Annotated in this window: 18 protein-coding genes; 5 read left to right on the top strand and 13 right to left on the bottom strand. The window is 61.7% G+C overall.

Annotation, left to right across the window (positions count from 1 at the left end; translation table 11 throughout):
• Window positions 1–20: 20 nt before the first annotated feature.
• Window positions 21–1,619, top strand: coding sequence for a Hint domain-containing protein (locus QZ498_RS01680; RefSeq protein ID WP_294619578.1), 1,599 nt, complete (start codon window positions 21–23; stop codon window positions 1,617–1,619).
• Between the two features lie 2 nt (window positions 1,620–1,621).
• Window positions 1,622–2,710, top strand: coding sequence for a Hint domain-containing protein (locus tag QZ498_RS01685; RefSeq protein WP_294619579.1), 1,089 nt, complete (start codon window positions 1,622–1,624; stop codon window positions 2,708–2,710).
• Between the two features lie 11 nt (window positions 2,711–2,721).
• Here the strand turns inward: QZ498_RS01685 and QZ498_RS01690 are convergent, their stop codons facing one another.
• On the bottom strand, window positions 2,722–3,054 hold the full coding sequence (locus tag QZ498_RS01690) for a hypothetical protein (RefSeq protein WP_294619580.1): 333 nt from the start codon (window positions 3,052–3,054) through the stop codon (window positions 2,722–2,724).
• Between the two features lie 171 nt (window positions 3,055–3,225).
• Between QZ498_RS01690 and QZ498_RS01695 the strand changes: the two genes are divergently transcribed.
• Window positions 3,226–3,618, top strand: coding sequence for a rhodanese-like domain-containing protein (locus QZ498_RS01695; RefSeq protein WP_294619582.1), 393 nt, complete (start codon window positions 3,226–3,228; stop codon window positions 3,616–3,618).
• A 9-nt stretch (window positions 3,619–3,627) separates the two neighbouring features.
• On the opposite strand, the gene QZ498_RS01700 is transcribed toward QZ498_RS01695, so the two are convergent.
• From QZ498_RS01700 to QZ498_RS01715, 4 genes are all read right to left on the bottom strand, one after another.
• A complete protein-coding gene (locus QZ498_RS01700; RefSeq protein WP_294619584.1) occupies window positions 3,628–4,659 on the bottom strand; it encodes a sodium:calcium antiporter in 1,032 nt (343 codons plus the stop codon).
• A gap of 158 nt (window positions 4,660–4,817) precedes the next feature.
• Window positions 4,818–5,645 (bottom strand): 2,3,4,5-tetrahydropyridine-2,6-dicarboxylate N-succinyltransferase, encoded by an 828-nt coding sequence (gene dapD, locus QZ498_RS01705; protein WP_294619586.1) that lies wholly within the window; start codon window positions 5,643–5,645, stop codon window positions 4,818–4,820.
• Between the two features lie 103 nt (window positions 5,646–5,748).
• Window positions 5,749–6,168, bottom strand: coding sequence for a hypothetical protein (locus QZ498_RS01710; RefSeq protein ID WP_294619589.1), 420 nt, complete (start codon window positions 6,166–6,168; stop codon window positions 5,749–5,751).
• A gap of 34 nt (window positions 6,169–6,202) precedes the next feature.
• Window positions 6,203–7,126 carry a threonine/serine dehydratase gene (locus QZ498_RS01715; protein WP_294619591.1) on the bottom strand — a complete coding sequence of 308 codons (924 nt, stop codon included), beginning with the start codon at window positions 7,124–7,126 and terminating at the stop codon, window positions 6,203–6,205.
• Between the two features lie 81 nt (window positions 7,127–7,207).
• Between QZ498_RS01715 and QZ498_RS01720 the strand changes: the two genes are divergently transcribed.
• Window positions 7,208–8,029, top strand: a complete 822-nt coding sequence (locus QZ498_RS01720; RefSeq protein WP_294619593.1) for a TIGR00730 family Rossman fold protein — start codon at window positions 7,208–7,210, stop codon at window positions 8,027–8,029.
• A gap of 9 nt (window positions 8,030–8,038) precedes the next feature.
• On the opposite strand, the gene QZ498_RS01725 is transcribed toward QZ498_RS01720, so the two are convergent.
• The 8 genes from QZ498_RS01725 to QZ498_RS01760 form a co-directional block, all read right to left on the bottom strand.
• Window positions 8,039–8,578, bottom strand: a complete 540-nt coding sequence (locus QZ498_RS01725; RefSeq protein ID WP_294619595.1) for an adenine phosphoribosyltransferase — start codon at window positions 8,576–8,578, stop codon at window positions 8,039–8,041.
• Window positions 8,579–8,782: 204 nt separating this feature from the next.
• A complete protein-coding gene (locus QZ498_RS01730; RefSeq protein WP_294619597.1) occupies window positions 8,783–9,331 on the bottom strand; it encodes a hypothetical protein in 549 nt (182 codons plus the stop codon).
• Window positions 9,332–9,505: 174 nt separating this feature from the next.
• Entirely contained in the window at window positions 9,506–10,378 is an 873-nt protein-coding gene (locus tag QZ498_RS01735) for an S-methyl-5'-thioadenosine phosphorylase (protein ID WP_294619599.1), read from the bottom strand.
• 120 nt (window positions 10,379–10,498) lie between these two features.
• Window positions 10,499–10,699, bottom strand: a complete 201-nt coding sequence (locus QZ498_RS01740) for a hypothetical protein (protein WP_367117610.1) — start codon at window positions 10,697–10,699, stop codon at window positions 10,499–10,501.
• A 115-nt stretch (window positions 10,700–10,814) separates the two neighbouring features.
• Window positions 10,815–11,507: a gamma-glutamyl-gamma-aminobutyrate hydrolase family protein gene (locus QZ498_RS01745; RefSeq protein WP_294619602.1), complete on the bottom strand. Its 693-nt coding sequence runs from the start codon at window positions 11,505–11,507 to the stop codon at window positions 10,815–10,817.
• 1 nt (window position 11,508) lies between these two features.
• Window positions 11,509–12,468, bottom strand: a complete 960-nt coding sequence (locus tag QZ498_RS01750) for an amidoligase family protein (RefSeq protein ID WP_294619604.1) — start codon at window positions 12,466–12,468, stop codon at window positions 11,509–11,511.
• A 76-nt stretch (window positions 12,469–12,544) separates the two neighbouring features.
• Window positions 12,545–13,732 carry a 23S rRNA (adenine(2503)-C(2))-methyltransferase RlmN gene (rlmN, locus tag QZ498_RS01755; protein ID WP_294619704.1) on the bottom strand — a complete coding sequence of 396 codons (1,188 nt, stop codon included), beginning with the start codon at window positions 13,730–13,732 and terminating at the stop codon, window positions 12,545–12,547.
• A gap of 112 nt (window positions 13,733–13,844) precedes the next feature.
• Window positions 13,845–14,429 carry a DNA-3-methyladenine glycosylase I gene (locus QZ498_RS01760; protein ID WP_294619606.1) on the bottom strand — a complete coding sequence of 195 codons (585 nt, stop codon included), beginning with the start codon at window positions 14,427–14,429 and terminating at the stop codon, window positions 13,845–13,847.
• A gap of 110 nt (window positions 14,430–14,539) precedes the next feature.
• Between QZ498_RS01760 and QZ498_RS01765 the strand changes: the two genes are divergently transcribed.
• The gene (locus tag QZ498_RS01765; protein WP_294619608.1) at window positions 14,540–15,376 is read left to right on the top strand and encodes an EAL domain-containing protein; all 837 of its coding nucleotides are present in this window, start codon (window positions 14,540–14,542) and stop codon (window positions 15,374–15,376) included.
• Window positions 15,377–15,419: the final 43 nt, after the last annotated feature.

The raw sequence follows: 15,419 nt of genomic DNA on the forward strand, positions 1-15,419 counted from the left end.
ATGTGAGGTGGGGCAGAGTTATGGTTCAAGGGGTCGAAATCCCGATTGACGACAATGCGTCTGCGGTCGAAATGGCCGAGACGATTTTCGGCGAAGGCACGACAATTGTCAGTGCCTCCTATACCGGGGACAGGGATTCCTCGGGGATTTACACGGATGGCGACAGCATCGCCCCGGGTGTCACGCCCAGCGATACAGGCGTGATGTTTTCTACCGGGGATTTGCGGGGCTTTACCAACAGCAGCGGCAACGCGTGGTGGAATCAGGACGCCAACCAGTCCAGCAGCACCACCACCAATTCCAGCGGCCCCAACAACAACGCCGATTTCAACGCGGCGGCGGGTGCCAATACCTACGACGCCTCGTTTCTGGATGTGGATTTCATTCCCACGGGCGACGTGATGACGATGCAATTCGTTTTCGCCTCGGAGGAATACCCTGAATATGCCAACGGGGCTTTTCAGGACTTTGTTGGCGTCTGGATCAACGGCACGCAGGTCGAGATGTCCGTGGGCGATGGTGACATCGACCCCAACAACCTGAATGGCGGCTCCGCCGAAAACCTGTTCATCGACAACACTGACAGCCAGTACAACACCGAGATGGATGGCTTCACCGCGACGCTGACCCTGACCATCCCGGTCAATGCCGGAGAGGTGAATTCGATCCGGATCGGGATCGCCGATGTCACCGACAGCAACTATGACTCGACGCTGATCATCGCCGCCGACAGCGTGCAAACGACGCTTGTCGCCAATGATGACAACATCCGCGTGGACCCGGATGACAGCCGCACCCTAGACATTCTGTCAAACGACGTGAACAACACCGGCGGGACGCTTTCGATCACCCAGATCAACGGTCAAGCGGTGGTCGCGGGCGATATCGTGACGCTCAATTCGGGCCAGCAAATCCAACTGAACGCCGATGGCACGATCGACATTGTCGCCGACAGTGACGAGGAAAGTTTCAGCTTCAACTACGAAGTCACCAGCAGCACCGGCCAGAACGATGTCGGTTTCGTAAATGTCGATCAGGTGCCCTGCTTCGTGGCCGGGACGATGATCAAGACGCCGCAGGGCGATATGCCGGTCGAACAGTTGCAGGCCGGCGATCTTGTGATCACGCAGGACAATGGCGTGCAACCGGTGCGATGGGCGGGACGCCGAGAGGTTTCGGCAACCGGGCAATATGCGCCGATCCGGATTGCCGCCAATACATTCGGGCGGCACCGTGCCTTGCTTTTGTCGCCGCTGCACCGGGTGTTGATACGCGACAGCCTGTCGGAGATTCTGTTCGGCGAGCCGGAGGTTCTGGTTGCGGCGCGCGACCTGATCAACGATCTGAGCGTACGGCGCATGGAGGGGGGCATGGTCACCTACGTGCATATCCTCTTTGACGAGCATCAGGTTGTCTATTCCGAGGGGCTGGAAACCGAAAGTTTCCTGCCCGGCCCGCAGATCACCAAGAGTTTCGAGGCGGAGATCGTCGCGGAAATCTACGCTCTCTTCCCAGAAATCGACCCATCCACCGGCGCAGGTTACGGACCGGCGGCGCGCCCTTGCCTGAAACCCTATGAGGCAAGGTTGCTCATGCGCGAACAAGAAAGAGCGGCCTGACCTTGGCCTGGATCGGCATATCGGACCACGCCGGCGGGTGTTTCGCGGGCCAAGGCCTGACCAGCCGCCAACAACAGACCGCACCGATCCCAAGCGACATGCTGATGCCGCGCGGCACGCTCTTGCTGGAAACGCGCCTGTCGCCGGAAGGGCGACCGCAAACCCTTTTGGCCTTCAATCGCTCGCACCCCTGGCCCGGCAGCTTCACGCTTCAGGCCTTGCCGGATGGCGGTATCGTTCTTGTCGAAGCGCAGGGTGACGACATGCGGCACGTGACCTTGCCGCTCGAGCCGGATGGACGGTTGGATGTCTTGCGGCTGACTTATGCGTGGGACGCCCCGGCGCGATGGGCACAATTGAGTGTCGAACGGCCCGAGGCCGATACGCCTGTATTCGCTGAACCGCATTCCCCGCACCCGCTCTTGATGTCGGATGCGCAGATCATTTCGACCGACCCGAGGCGGCGGACCGTTGACCGCGATGTTCTTTTCTTTGCCCTATCCGAAAGTGTTGAACCAGTAGGCCCCATGCCGGGCCTGACCGGGGCCGTACCCATCGCGACCCCACAAGGCGACGTCCCCGTGAGGGACGTGAAACGCGGCGATCTGGTGGTGACCCACGACGGTGAGGTTGTCCCGGTGCTTCAGGTGGTCAAACGTGTCGTTCCGGCCAAGGGCAACCTCAGGCCGGTCCACCTGCGGGCACCTTACTTCGGCCTGCGCCGCGATATCCTTGTCGCCCCGCAACAGCGTCTGGTGATCGGCGGGAGCGAAGTGGAATATCTGTTTGGCCGCGAGGCTGTTCTGGTGCCGGCCCAGCATTTGGTGAACGGGGTATCGGCCCTGCACGGGGACGGCCCGGATTTCGTGACGTATCACCACCTGCTGCTTCCGGGGCATGAGGTTGTCATGGCCGCCGGCTGTCCGCTCGAAAGCCTTTATGTCGGCCGGTTACGCCGCAGGCCCGAGGCGCTTGCGCGCAGCGTTCTGGCGCCCTTTGACCGGTCACGGCTACCCGAGCACGCAAAACCGGTCTGGCCGATTCTCAAACCCTTCGAGGCGATCACGCTGGCGATGAACCGGGCAGCCTGAGCCGCGCCGGGTCAGTCGTAGAATGGGGTCACCTGCGCCACGATCACGGCGTTTTCCTCCAGCGCGCGCTGCATCAGGGCGCGCTCTTCATCATTGATGTCGTGGCCTTCGGCCTCGCGTTCGGCCAAGGTGCCGTAGCCGCTGACATCGAGGGGGGCCATATCCGCCTGTTTGAGGATGGCCACGGTTTCGCGCACCGCCTCGGCCTCGTCCACGCCACTGGCATAAACCATGAGCGCGGCACCAGTGGCCTTTTTCGGCAGGCCGTCGCCGTCCTTGCGGCCCACCTGAACGAGTAGGGTATAGACCTGCTGTTTCGACGGTTTGTCTGATGTCTTCGTCATACCGGCCCCCGCCGCATGTTTCGCCTGTCGCGCCCTACCCCTTGCACCCTGCGCCGTCAATCCAAGCTCCGTGTGCCGGGCATCAATTCATCCCGGCCGCCTGCCTGGCTTTCAATACATTGGGCGAGGGTCTAGTGTACCCACGACAGGACGACAAGGAAGGAACAGTGCATGAAACGCGCAAGTGACATGGTGGCCGAAGCCAACGCCGTGGTGGATCACGCCCCGGCCTCCGAAATGCTCCCCTTGCATGGCCAAGAGGGGGTGACATTCGTCGATCTGCGCGACCCGCGCGAGTTGGAACGCGAGGGCATGATCCCCGGCGCCTTCCATTGCCCGCGCGGGATGCTGGAATTCTGGATCGACCCGGAAAGCCCCTATGCCAAGCCGCAGTTTCAAAACGGTGGCCGTTTCGTGTTCTACTGCGCGTCAGGCTGGCGTTCGGCCCTGTCGGCACGGGTGGCCCAGGACATGGGGCTGGAGGGAGTCAGCCACATCGACGACGGGTTCTCGGGGTGGAAGAAAGCGGGCGGCCCGGTGGGGGAGCGGCCCAAGAAGGGCTGAAACAGCCCGCTAACCGCTGATCACTTGCACCACGACAGCGCAGGCATAGACCACGATCATCAAGACACCATCAAGCCCGATGCGACCCGGCCCGTGCTTTTGCCGAAAAACCAGCCCGGCCAGCAGAACCGCGGTCATCACCAGCCCGGTTGCAAGCCAGTAGACGTCATCTCGCGTCAAGGCATGATAAAGCGAGCCTTCGCGATAGGCCGCATCGGCAAAGATGAGAAACAAGGTATCGAAGGTATTGCCGCCGATGATGCCACCCACCGCCAGTTGCAGTGCCCCACGGCGCACGGCCGCCAGTGTCGTCACCAGCTCGGGCAGGGACGTGACCACGGCGGTGATCAAGGCCCCCACCAGCGATGAGCCCAGCCCGAAGCGGGCGATGAATTCGCCCCCGGCCTGACCGATGATCAGCCCGCAGAGGCCCAGCAGGGTGACAAGGCCCAAGAAGGCCAGCGCCGGGGCCTTGGCCGAGCGGTTCGGTTCTTCTGCATCTTCCGGTTCATCGCGGCGGGTTTCATGGGTCTGCACCGGCGTCCACATCGGGCTTTCGCTGACATGGGCGGAGATGCGCAGGCCCGTCAGATAGGCAAGGAACAGCACGACCGAAACCGGGTGGATTCCGAGCACCGCAGCATCGGGCCCGAAAATGCCAAGCAAGGTCACGCTGAGCAGGATGATCAGCATAACCGCCTGCACGAGATTTTCGGGCTGTGCGGCAGAGTGTTCGAGGTTCGCCTTGCGGTGCAGCACATCGGCGATGGCCAGAAACAGCGTTTGCGCCGCGATTCCGCCGATGGCATTGGAAAAGGCAAAACTGGCATCTCCGGACCATGCGCCAGAGATTGAGACGATGATACCGGACAACGAGGTTGCACCCCCCAGGATGACGCCGCCGGCCAGCGCCTCGCCCAGACGGGTGCGATCGGCCAGCATATCGGCCAAGGCTGTCGCCCGGACCGAAGCGATGACGACGACAGCACCGGCCACGCCGAAGGCAAGCAGCAACACGGGGGTGGAAAGCGTGCCGATCATGGGGCGGCTTGGTCTGTCAATGGGGCCAATTGGGTCATGCAATGGATTAACCGCCAGCCGCTTGGCAAGTTCCCATCAGAGGCCAAAAGAGGCCGGTGCACTGCAAAGGGCGCGCCCCGCACCCAGCGGAACGCGCCCTGTTTTCAATTCAAGCTGGATCAGTCGCGCAGCAACTCGTTGATGCCGGTTTTCGAGCGGGTCTGTTCGTCCACCCGCTTCACGATCACCGCGCAATAGAGGTTGAGGTTGTTCTTGGTCGGCATGGAGCCGGAGACGACAACCGAATAGGGCGGCACTTCGCCCATGAAGACCTCGCCGGTTTCGCGGTCGACGATCTTGGTGGATTTGCCGATATATACGCCCATGCCAAGGACCGAACCTTCGCGCACGATGCAGCCTTCGACCACTTCCGAACGCGCACCGATAAAGCAGTTGTCCTCGATGATTGTCGGGCCGGCCTGCATCGGCTCCAACACACCACCGATGCCGACGCCGCCCGACAGGTGGACGTTCTTGCCGATCTGCGCACAAGAACCGACGGTCGCCCAAGTGTCGACCATGGTGCCCTCATCCACATAGGCGCCGAGGTTCACGAAGCTGGGCATCAGAACGACGCCTGGGGCGATATAGGCCGATTTGCGCACCACGCAGTTGGGCACGGCGCGGAAGCCTGCGGCTTTCCATTCGCTATCGCCCCAGCCTTTGAACTTGCTATCGACCTTGTCCCACCAGCCGGCACCCTGCGGGCCGCCGTCTTGCAGTTCCATATCCTTGATGCGGAAGCCCAGAAGCACGGCCTTCTTGGCCCATTGGTTGACATGCCAATCGCCGTTTTCCTGACGCTCGGCGACGCGCAGTTTGCCACTATCCAGGGCGTTCAGGGTGTCTTCGATGGCATCGCGGGTTTCACCGCCGGTGCTGGGCGTGATGGTGTCACGGATTTCCCATGCGGATTCGATGGCGGTTTCAAGCTGTGCATTGGACATGGCGTCTCTCTCCCTCGGGTCGGGTTGTTTGGCTTTGCATGGCCTATAAGGGGCCGGGGCGCGGGGTGCAATGCGACGCGGCGCGCGTCAAAGGCGGCAAAGCCTATCTCACACGATTGAAAAGATAGGCGTGGCTATGGCCGGGGAACGGCGCGTGAAAGCGGCGCATGAGGCGTGAATAGCTATAGCCGAGGTCCGAGGCCTTGGCGCGTTTCTCGCCGCTTTTGCGGCAATGCAGGGCAAGGCCAGCCCCGGCTTCACGCAGAGTGTAGCCCTTGGCCGCAAGACGCGATTGCAAATCCGGCCAATCCCTAGCATAGGCGAAATCCTCTGCGAGGAGCGCCCGCAAGGGCGCGATGAGCCGCTCATCAGGCCTGACGGCCTTCTTCGCGCGGGTTCGGCGAAACAGATCCCGTCGGATCGCATCGCGGATCAGCGACGTCGGATCGCCGCCGTCTTGCGCCGCGATCTGCCGCAGGGCGGCATCGGTCGCGTCATCTATCCATAGGTCCAAGCGGGGCATATGCTCAGCCTGCCCCAGCTTGGTAAATGATCGGTTAAACCGCCAGCGGATCTGGCGCGATATTGCCGCCGCAAATCAAAACCGCCACGCGCTCGCCGTCTTCCGGCACATAGGCCCCCGCCATCAGCGCCGCCAACGCCGTTGCCCCTGCCGGTTCCACCAGTTGCCGCGCCTCGCGCCAAAGCGCCTCTTGCGCCAGGGTGATGTCGCGGTCCCGGACGGTGACGCTTTGCACCCCTTGCGCTTGGGCCAGATCAAAACAAATCTGGCCGATACGCCGCGCGCCAAGCGCATTGGCGGCAACTCCCGCCACATCGACATCCACGGGTGCGCCGGTATCCAGCGCCTTGTGCAGGGCGCAAGCACGCTCGGGCTCGACCGCCACCACCTTGCGCGCACCGGAAAGCCAGCCAAGCGCCCCGGCGATCAACCCGCCACCGCCCACGGCAATCAGCACGGTATCGGCCTTGAGGCCCTGATCCTCCCATTCGGCCATGCATGTGCCTTGGCCCGCCACGGTGGCGGGCGCATCATAGGCGTGGATTTCCATGGCCCCCGTCGCCTCGCGCCATTCGGCGGCGCGGGTGGCGGCCTCGGCATAGGCGCCCTTGACCACCTGCAATTCGGCCCCCGAGGCGCGGATCAACTCCATCTTGGCCGGGCCTGCGATTTCTGGAACATAGATGCGCGCACGGTGGCCGAGTGTGGCGGCCGCATAGGCCACCGCCGCGCCGTGATTGCCGCCCGAGGCGGCCACGACCCCACCCTCCGGCACCGGTTGGCTTAGCAGCGTGTTAAAAGCCCCGCGCGCCTTGAAGCTGCCGGTATGTTGCATCTGCTCGAACTTCATCTCGACCGGGAAATCCAAGCCGAAGCCCTGAACCGTCCCGACCGGCGTGCTCCGGACAAAGGGCGCGATTCGGCTTTGGGCGGCGGAAATCTCATCCTTGGCTGGCATCCTGCCTCTCCTTGTCTATGGTCAACTCTGCCCCGAGGCGATACGCCTTGTGGCATGGACCATACGAAGGACGCGCCCGCGATGAAAGACGAACGCAACAGCCAGTTTCGCGATGCTCATTCCGATATCAACACGGCCGAGCAGATTCCCGACACCCCGCAAACCCGCGCCCCGGCCTACAGGCTGGCCTTTGCGGACCCGGATTTTCTGTGCCGGGATGAGTTGCGCCCCGTGCGCCTGCAACTGGAACTTCTCAAGCCCGAGATGATCCTCAATGAACGTGGCATCGAGAGCACGGTGGTCATGTTCGGCGGGGCGCGCATCCCGGAGCCCTCCAAGAAAGACAGCGCGCGCACGGAAACGCTGGCGGATTTATCCAAATTCTACGACGAGGCGCGCGAATTTGCCCGGCTGATGACGATGAAATCCATGGCCACCTACGGGCGTGAATACGTCATCGCCACTGGCGGTGGGCCGGGGGTGATGGAGGCGGGCAACCGCGGCGCGGATGATGCGGGCGGCTCGTCCATTGGCCTGAATATCGTACTGCCGCATGAGCAGGCCCCGAATGAATATGTCACCCCGGGCCTGTGCTTCAACTTCCACTACTTTGGTATCCGCAAGATGCATTTCCTGATGCGGGCCAAGGCGGTCTGCTGTTTCCCCGGTGGGTTCGGCACTTTGGACGAGCTCTTTGAGGCGCTGACGCTCATTCAGACCGACCGGATGAACCCGGTGCCCTTCTTGCTGTTTGGCGAGCCCTTCTGGCGCAAGATCATCAATTGGGAGGCGCTGGCCGAAGCCGGGACGATTTCCGAGGACGATCTCAAGCTGTTTCGCTTTGTCGAGACCGCGCAGGAGGCAATGCAAATCATCAACGACTGGCACGCCGAGGAAGATTGAGGCGCAGGCTCACTCACCCTCATAGGCGCAGAGCGCATGCACATCCATGCCCAGCGCCTCAAGCCTCGCGCGGCCGCCCAGATCGGGCAGGTCGATGACAAAGGCGCAGCCGATGATCTCGCCGCCCAAACGCTCAATCAGCTTGATCCCGGCTTCGGCGGTGCCGCCGGTGGCCAGCAGGTCATCAACAACGAGGACTTTCTCGCCCGGTTGAATGGCATCGTCATGGATTTCAACGACCGCCTCGCCGTATTCCAACTCGTAGTCCTCGGAAATCACGGCCCCGGGCAGCTTGCCCTTCTTGCGGATGGGGACAAAGCCGGCGGACAATTGGTGTGCGACCGCACCACCAAGGATAAAGCCGCGCGCCTCCAACCCCACGACCTTGTCAAAGCGCACCCCGGCATAGGGGTGCAGCAACTGGTCAATCGCCATGCGAAAGCCGCGCGGGTCGGCAAAAAGCGTCGTGACATCGCGGAACATGATCCCTTCGTGCGGGAAATCGACGATGGTGCGGATGTAATCCTTGACCGAAGTGCTGGCGGGCATGGCGGACCTCGTGATGAAATGCGTGTCGCGCGCCTATGTGACGCAAGCCGCGTTCAGAGGCAAGTCTGCGCTGCAGGGGACAAGGCTGGCCCAAAGCGTTCGACCCAAAACCTGAGTCATGGTTTTTGGGCGACCGCAGCGCAGCATATGACTGTTGCACGCGTCCTGCCTTTATCTGATGTGTCAGGTTAAAGGCAGCACGCGTTAGAAGGCGCGCCGCCAGCCAAGCGCAAAGGCATTGGAGCCTGAATCGGGCCGCAACAGGCCGAAGGCATCCGACCGGTGGTGGACCCGAACGAAAAGTTCGTCCTCCCTGCCGCCGACCGAGAATGCGGCCTCGGCCAGCCAATAGACCATGGTCCTTGCCGCGTCGCCGCGCACCCTGACTTCGACCTCGGGCACCTTGGTGGTGTGCGACAGGCCCAGCCCGAACCCGAGGCTTTCAAGCGCGGGGGCGAAGGGCAGATCGGGATGATACCGAAGCGTGGCCGGCGCGACGAATTCGACAAAGGCCTGATCGCCAAAGTGCAGGTTGACCTGAACCTCGCCACCGACCGACCAACGGCCGGTGCCCAAGGGTTTGTCGTAGGCCCAGAAAACACCGGCAAAGTAATTGTCGGCAAAGTCGTATTCGCCGGGCCGCAGAAGGTCATTCGCGCGATTGTTCGTCATGTTCCCGAGGAACAGACCCATCCAGCGTGTTCCGGCTGGATCATTACCCGGCTCTGCCGTGGCCGATCCGGCGCAAAGCATGAGGTATCCGCAGAGGGCTGCCGCGGTCGGTGCGTTTGGGGTCACGGGCAATGCTCTGGTTTGATTGATATCAATCTTGGCGGCAGCATACGCGGTTCCTGACCGGCACGGCAAAGGGAAAAGGGGCCGCGATGTGGATTGCCGGATGGTGACGCGTTTTCGGCACGGGTCCAGTCAGGCCAAGACCCGCCCCGCCACCGCATCCAGCTTGGCCAAAAGCGCGGGGTCGCGTTTTTCCGGGGCGGTGAGGATGGCGAACTCCAGTGCCCTGTCGCAGCCATGCGGGCAAGGCGCGCGGTCGGCACCCAGAAGCGTGGGCAGCCCGGCCACCAGCGCACGGGCCTTGGCGGCGTTGCCGGTCAGGGTAGCGATGATGTCCGAGACATCCACCTCGCCGTGGTCGGGGTGCCAGCTGTCGTAATCGGTGACCATGGCCACGCTGGCATAACAAAGCTCGGCCTCGCGGGCGAGTTTGGCCTCGGGCATGTTGGTCATCCCGATCACATCCGCGCCCCAGTGTTCGCGGTACATCTTGGATTCGGCCAAGGTCGAAAACTGCGGGCCTTCCATGGCAAGATATGTCCCGCCGCGATGCACATTGATGCCCGCCGATTTGGCCGAGGCCTCACAAGCCTCGCCCAGACGCGGGCAGGTGGGATGCGCCACGCTCACATGACCCACGCAACCGGGGCCGAAAAACGATTTCTCACGGGCAAAGGTCCGGTCGATGAACTGATCCACGATCACGAAATCCCCCGGCGCCATTTCATGCCGGAAGGAGCCACAGGCACTGACGCTGATCACATCGGTCACGCCAAGGCGTTTCAGCGCGTCGATATTGGCGCGATAGGGAACCGAGGTGGGGGTATGCACATGCCCGCGCCCGTGGCGGGGCAAAAAGGCCATCGGCACGCCGTCAAGGGTGCCGGTCAGGATTTGATCCGACGGATCGCCCCAAGGGGTTTCCACGCTGACCCATTCGGCATCGGTCAGCCCGTCAATCTCGTATAGGCCCGAGCCGCCGATCACCCCGATCCTGGTTTGCATATCCGTCGCCCTTCTTTTCGCGTAATCCGTCTAACGGAATACGCTGGGGCATGGATTTGCAAGCCGGAAATCCGGATGGCGGCCTGATCGCCTTGGGCCGTGTTGTCTTGTGGTGGGGGCTCAGGCCGCCGCGCCAAGCGTGCAGATATCGCTGCCTTTGACCAAGGAGGTCACAACCTGCCCCTCTTGGCTGTCACGGATGGCAAAGCCATAGCCGCGCAGGCGGTGTTTCCATTCCCGGTCGGACACGCACATTTGCCGCTCGCGCAGAACAAAATCGCGGACATCGTCAAAGGCTTGATTACTCGTCATCATGGTCATCGTTCTCGTCCCTTAAACAATAAGTGATGCTGGAAGGGATAGTTGACGGATGTGGCAAGATTCTGCCGGGAATCTGACGCGCTTGGGAATTCTTTGGGATGACCACAGGCGGGTTTCAACCGAGGGTAGGCGCCATCGCCCGATCATCCGCCGCCGCGCGGACCAGTGCCTTGAAAAGCGCCTGTTGGCGGTGGGCATAGAACAAATGCTCGGGGTGCCATTGAACACCCAAGACAAAGGGGGGGCGCGCCCGTTCGATGGCCTGTATCATGTCGCCTTGGTCGCGCGCGGCAACGCGCAACCCGTCACCCAATTGATCAACCGATTGACTGTGCAGGGCGTTGATGCGCATCGGATCGGTGCCCACAAGGCTGGCCAAATGCGTGCCGGGTTCGATGCTGACCTCCTTGCGCGGCAGGATGGTGCGCAAACGATCACTGTTCTTGTAGATGCCATAGGCGTCCTGGTGCAGGCTACCGCCCAGGGCGACATTGATCATCTGGCTGCCCCGGCAAATGCCCAGAACGGGTTTGCCGGCTTCGAAGGCTTCAAGGACCAGCCGCCGTTCCAGCGCATCTCTCCCCGGGTCCAGCCGTGCCGAACGGACCAGTTCGCCACCGTAAAGGTCTGGCGAAATGTCATCTCCGCCACCGATGACAATCGCATCGACCGTGTCGACCTCCGCCTCGCGGCCATCGACCCAACGCACCGCGCGTCCCCCCGCCATCCAGACGTTGAACGCGATAAGCGGAAAGATGCGCCAGCCCGAGCGGCGCGACGTGGTGACTCCTATCAGCGGTCTGTTCATGTCATGCCCCTGATGTATCCACCCCGGCCGCCTGCAGGATCTCTCCACAGCGCCGCGCCCAGCTTTGCCGCGAGATCGTGACGACACCGTGGTCCTTTTCCCACGCGCGGCCCAGCTGATCCAAAAGCGCGGCGTCCTGCGCCACGCGTTCGACCACCAGCCAGCGTTGCCATTCATCCACCAGCGACCAGCCCGCATCGTCGATCAGGCAATCGGGCAGACGAAAATGGAACGTCGGGCGTGCCGAAACCTTGCCAGACACCGCCGCCGCGACCCTGTCAGGCGCGAGTTCCGCAAAGATCGTCAGCATATCGAGCCCCCTGTTGCGTGTCGGGTTGTGGTGAAGGTAGCTCTCCATCACCTCGCTGACAGGGGCATCGGGGCTGAGCGCGATCAGGTCGCGCACAAACTCGGTCGGGTACGGGTCGGTGAAGGGCAGAAGGCGGCGCGACTCGTCAATCGGATTGGCGCTGCGCATCCAATCCTCGATCAGGGCATAGGCCAAGAGGGGCCTGACGATATCGGCATCGCGGTATGACGCGATCTGCACGTTCAAATGCACACCAAAGCCAAAGACGATGCCCGCGCCACTGCCCAAGGCCCCCGCCTTGCGCAAGCTGTCTCGCAACCCATCCAGCCTTTGCAAACCGTCGCGATCCAGCGGCTCGGTGACAATTTCGACCGGCACCACCTCGCGCCCCAGATCAAGCGCCAGATCGCGCAGTTTGCTTTTTGCGGCACTGCGCAGGAAGGTATCAAGGTAAACCTCGATCTTGCCGATGCGGCTGCCCATTACACGCCATATATGGCTGTCGATTTGGCAAACCTCTCCGCCCAGGTCCTTGGCGCAGATCTGCGCCACCTCGGCCTCTCCCAAGCCACCAAGTTCGATCTCGACACCAGTTTTCCGGGGTTGGCCCTTGGCGTCCACGGGTCGCGGCAAAGGGGAGAATTCGCGCATCACAAAGCACTTTCGACAAAGGGATTCGCCCTTAGTCTAACGCGGCTTGCGCCCGTGACCACCCGGAGTTCAGGGCCTAGCCGATCCCGGCTTCGGCCTCGATCTGGCGGCGGCTTTTCTTTGCCCGCTCACTGGCCGATTTGAGCTGCCCGCAGGCGGCCATGATATCCTCGCCGCGTGGGGTGCGGATGGGGCTGGCGTAGCCCGCCTTGTAGACGATATCGGCAAAGGCCTCGATCCGGTCCCAATCGCTGCGCTCATGCGGGGCACCGGGCCATTCGTTGAAGGGGATCAGGTTGATCTTGGCCGGAATGCCCTTGATCAGTTGCACCAAGCGGCGGGCATCCTCGTCACTGTCATTCACGTCCTTGAGCATCACGTATTCAAAGGTGATCCGCTCGGAGTTCGACGCCTTGGGATATTCCCGCAAGGCATCCAGAAGCGCCTCAATATTCCACTTCTTGTTGATCGGAACCAGCTTGTCGCGCACCTCGTCGGTGGTGGCATGAAAGCTGACCGCCAGCATACAGCCGATTTCTTCGGCCGTCTTGGCGATTTCGGGGACGACCCCCGAAGTGGACAGCGTGATCCGCCGACGGCTGAGGGAAATCCCTTCACCATCCATGGCGATCTTCATCGCGTCGCGCACGTTTTCGAAATTATAGAGCGGCTCGCCCATGCCCATCAGCACGATGTTCGACAACAGGCGCGGGCCGTTTTCGCCCGTCCCCTGCCCCGGCTCGGGCCATTCGCCCAGATCGTCGCGCGCCATCATCACTTGGCCAATGATCTCACCGGCGGTCAGGTTGCGCACCAGTTTCTGCGTGCCGGTATGGCAGAACGAACAGGTCAGGGTGCAGCCCACTTGGGACGAGATACACAGCGTGCCACGATCGGCTTCGGGGATATAGACCACCTCAACCTCATGGCCCCCGGCGATCCGGGCAAGGTACTTGCGGGTGCCATCGGCACTGACTTGGCGGCTAACCATCTCGGGAATTTCGATCACGAAATTCTCGGCAAGTTCGGCGCGATAGGCTTTGGAGAGGTTCGTCATCTCGGCAAAATCGCGCACGCCCCACTGATAGACCCACTGCCAGATCTGGTTGACCCGCATCTTGGCCTGCTTTTCCGGCGTACCATTCTCGATCAGAACCTCGCGCAGCTTGTCCCGCGTCAGACCGACGATATTCATCGGCCCCTCGGGCAGCTTGCGGGGAATGGTCATCACGTCTTGGGTGATCGGGGCGGTGGTCTCGGACATCAGTTCGCGCTCATATAAGGTGAGATGCTGCCCAATATAGGATTTCATGGCAGATTCCAAAAGATTCCCGCCGCTTTCGGCACACCGACGCGATACCGACAAAATACCGACGTTATACCGACGCGGAGTTTTGGCCCATCTCGGCCACAGGCTTGTGGCACGGGCAGGTGGTCAGATGGTCATTGACCATGCCCGCCGCCTGCATGAAGGCGTAGGTGATCGTCGGCCCACAGAACTTGAAGCCTCTTTTCTTCAAATCCTTTGAAATTGCTTGAGAAATTTCTGTCTGGGCGGGAACCTGCGAAAGCTGGCTCCAGGTGTTTTGAATGGGCCGGTGATCGACGTAGGACCACAGGTAGCGGGCAAAGCCCTCTTTGGCCTCGATCTCCTGCCAGACCCGGGCGTTTGCAAGGGTCGCCTCGACCTTCCCGCGGTGCCTGACGATCCCTGGATTTTGCAGCAGTTCCTCAATCTCCGCCGCGCCCCATGTGGCAATTACATCCGGATCAAACCCCTGAAAAGCCTCACGAAAATTCTCGCGCTTGCGCAGGATGGTGATCCAACTGAGCCCAGCCTGATACCCTTCCAGGATCAGCTTTTCCCAAAGCGCGCGGCTGTCATACTCGGGCACGCCCCACTCGTCATCGTGATAGGCATGATACAGCGGATCATCTCCGGCCCAGCCACAGCGCTCCATGCGTTAACCCTTTTTGAAGGCCCTTGGGCAGATTTGCGACAAATGCCGCGTTTAACATTTCATTAGCGGCCCTGCCCCAGCCTGTGAAGCGGTGAATTCGGAGGTGAGATATGGGGCAGAAACGCAAATGGGCGAATATCCCGGCCGGGCATGATAGCCCGCTGAACTATGCAATCAGTGCGCGCGACCGATCGGTGATCGACATGGTGGATCAAGCGGTGCGCCACAAGCAGGTCATGCTGGCCTATCAGCCCGTGGTGCCTACCGGGCAGGAAGGGCGCCCGGCGTTCTACGAAGGGCTGATTCGGGTGATGGACGAAACCGGGCGGGTGATTCCCGCGCGCGAATTCATAACCGAGATCGAGACGATGGAGACCGGGCGGGTGATTGATTGCCTCGCGCTGGAAAAGGGCCTGCGCACCATGCGGGAGTATCCTGATCTGCGCCTTTCAGTGAACATGTCGGCACGCTCCATCGGCTACCCGCGCTGGAACCGCATCCTCAAGCACGGCATGGGTCAGGACCCAACCATTGCCGAACGGCTGATCCTCGAGATCACGGAAAGTTCGGCGATGCTCGTCCCCGATTTGGTGGTCGGGTTCATGGACGACTTGCAAAGAAAGGGCATCAGCTTTGCACTGGACGATTTCGGGGCCGGCTACACATCTTTCCGTTATTTGAAAGAGTTTTACTTCGATATTCTCAAGATTGACGGGCAGTTCATCCGCGGCATCGCAAACAGTCCGGACAACCAGGTTTTGACCGCTGCGCTGAAATCCATTGCCGAGCAATTCGATATGGTCACCGTCGCCGAAAGCGTCGAACAGCCACAAGATGCCGCCTATCTTTCGGCCATCGGAATCGACTGCATGCAGGGCTATTATTTCGGTGCCCCCACGATCGAACCCCCTTGGCTGGATGCCAAGCTATCGAAAGCCTCCGCCTGACCTGTGACATGTGGTCCGTTGCCGCAATGCGGCATATGCGCTA

The organism is uncultured Roseovarius sp. (genome assembly GCF_913057115.1).
Classification (GTDB): domain Bacteria; phylum Pseudomonadota; class Alphaproteobacteria; order Rhodobacterales; family Rhodobacteraceae; genus Roseovarius.

Coding starts and splice junctions, on each gene's coding strand:
- QZ498_RS01680 (WP_294619578.1), top strand. CDS start 21: ATGGTTCAAGGGGTCGAAATCCCGATTGACGACAATGCGTCTGCGGTC.
- QZ498_RS01690 (WP_294619580.1), bottom strand. CDS start 3,054: ATGACGAAGACATCAGACAAACCGTCGAAACAGCAGGTCTATACCCTA.
- QZ498_RS01695 (WP_294619582.1), top strand. CDS start 3,226: ATGAAACGCGCAAGTGACATGGTGGCCGAAGCCAACGCCGTGGTGGAT.
- QZ498_RS01700 (WP_294619584.1), bottom strand. CDS start 4,659: ATGATCGGCACGCTTTCCACCCCCGTGTTGCTGCTTGCCTTCGGCGTG.
- dapD (WP_294619586.1), bottom strand. CDS start 5,645: ATGTCCAATGCACAGCTTGAAACCGCCATCGAATCCGCATGGGAAATC.
- QZ498_RS01710 (WP_294619589.1), bottom strand. CDS start 6,168: ATGCCCCGCTTGGACCTATGGATAGATGACGCGACCGATGCCGCCCTG.
- QZ498_RS01715 (WP_294619591.1), bottom strand. CDS start 7,126: ATGCCAGCCAAGGATGAGATTTCCGCCGCCCAAAGCCGAATCGCGCCC.
- QZ498_RS01720 (WP_294619593.1), top strand. CDS start 7,208: ATGAAAGACGAACGCAACAGCCAGTTTCGCGATGCTCATTCCGATATC.
- QZ498_RS01725 (WP_294619595.1), bottom strand. CDS start 8,578: ATGCCCGCCAGCACTTCGGTCAAGGATTACATCCGCACCATCGTCGAT.
- QZ498_RS01730 (WP_294619597.1), bottom strand. CDS start 9,331: ATGCTTTGCGCCGGATCGGCCACGGCAGAGCCGGGTAATGATCCAGCC.
- QZ498_RS01735 (WP_294619599.1), bottom strand. CDS start 10,378: ATGCAAACCAGGATCGGGGTGATCGGCGGCTCGGGCCTATACGAGATT.
- QZ498_RS01740 (WP_367117610.1), bottom strand. CDS start 10,699: ATGACCATGATGACGAGTAATCAAGCCTTTGACGATGTCCGCGATTTT.
- QZ498_RS01745 (WP_294619602.1), bottom strand. CDS start 11,507: ATGAACAGACCGCTGATAGGAGTCACCACGTCGCGCCGCTCGGGCTGG.
- QZ498_RS01750 (WP_294619604.1), bottom strand. CDS start 12,468: ATGCGCGAATTCTCCCCTTTGCCGCGACCCGTGGACGCCAAGGGCCAA.
- rlmN (WP_294619704.1), bottom strand. CDS start 13,732: ATGTCCGAGACCACCGCCCCGATCACCCAAGACGTGATGACCATTCCC.
- QZ498_RS01760 (WP_294619606.1), bottom strand. CDS start 14,429: ATGGAGCGCTGTGGCTGGGCCGGAGATGATCCGCTGTATCATGCCTAT.
- QZ498_RS01765 (WP_294619608.1), top strand. CDS start 14,540: ATGGGGCAGAAACGCAAATGGGCGAATATCCCGGCCGGGCATGATAGC.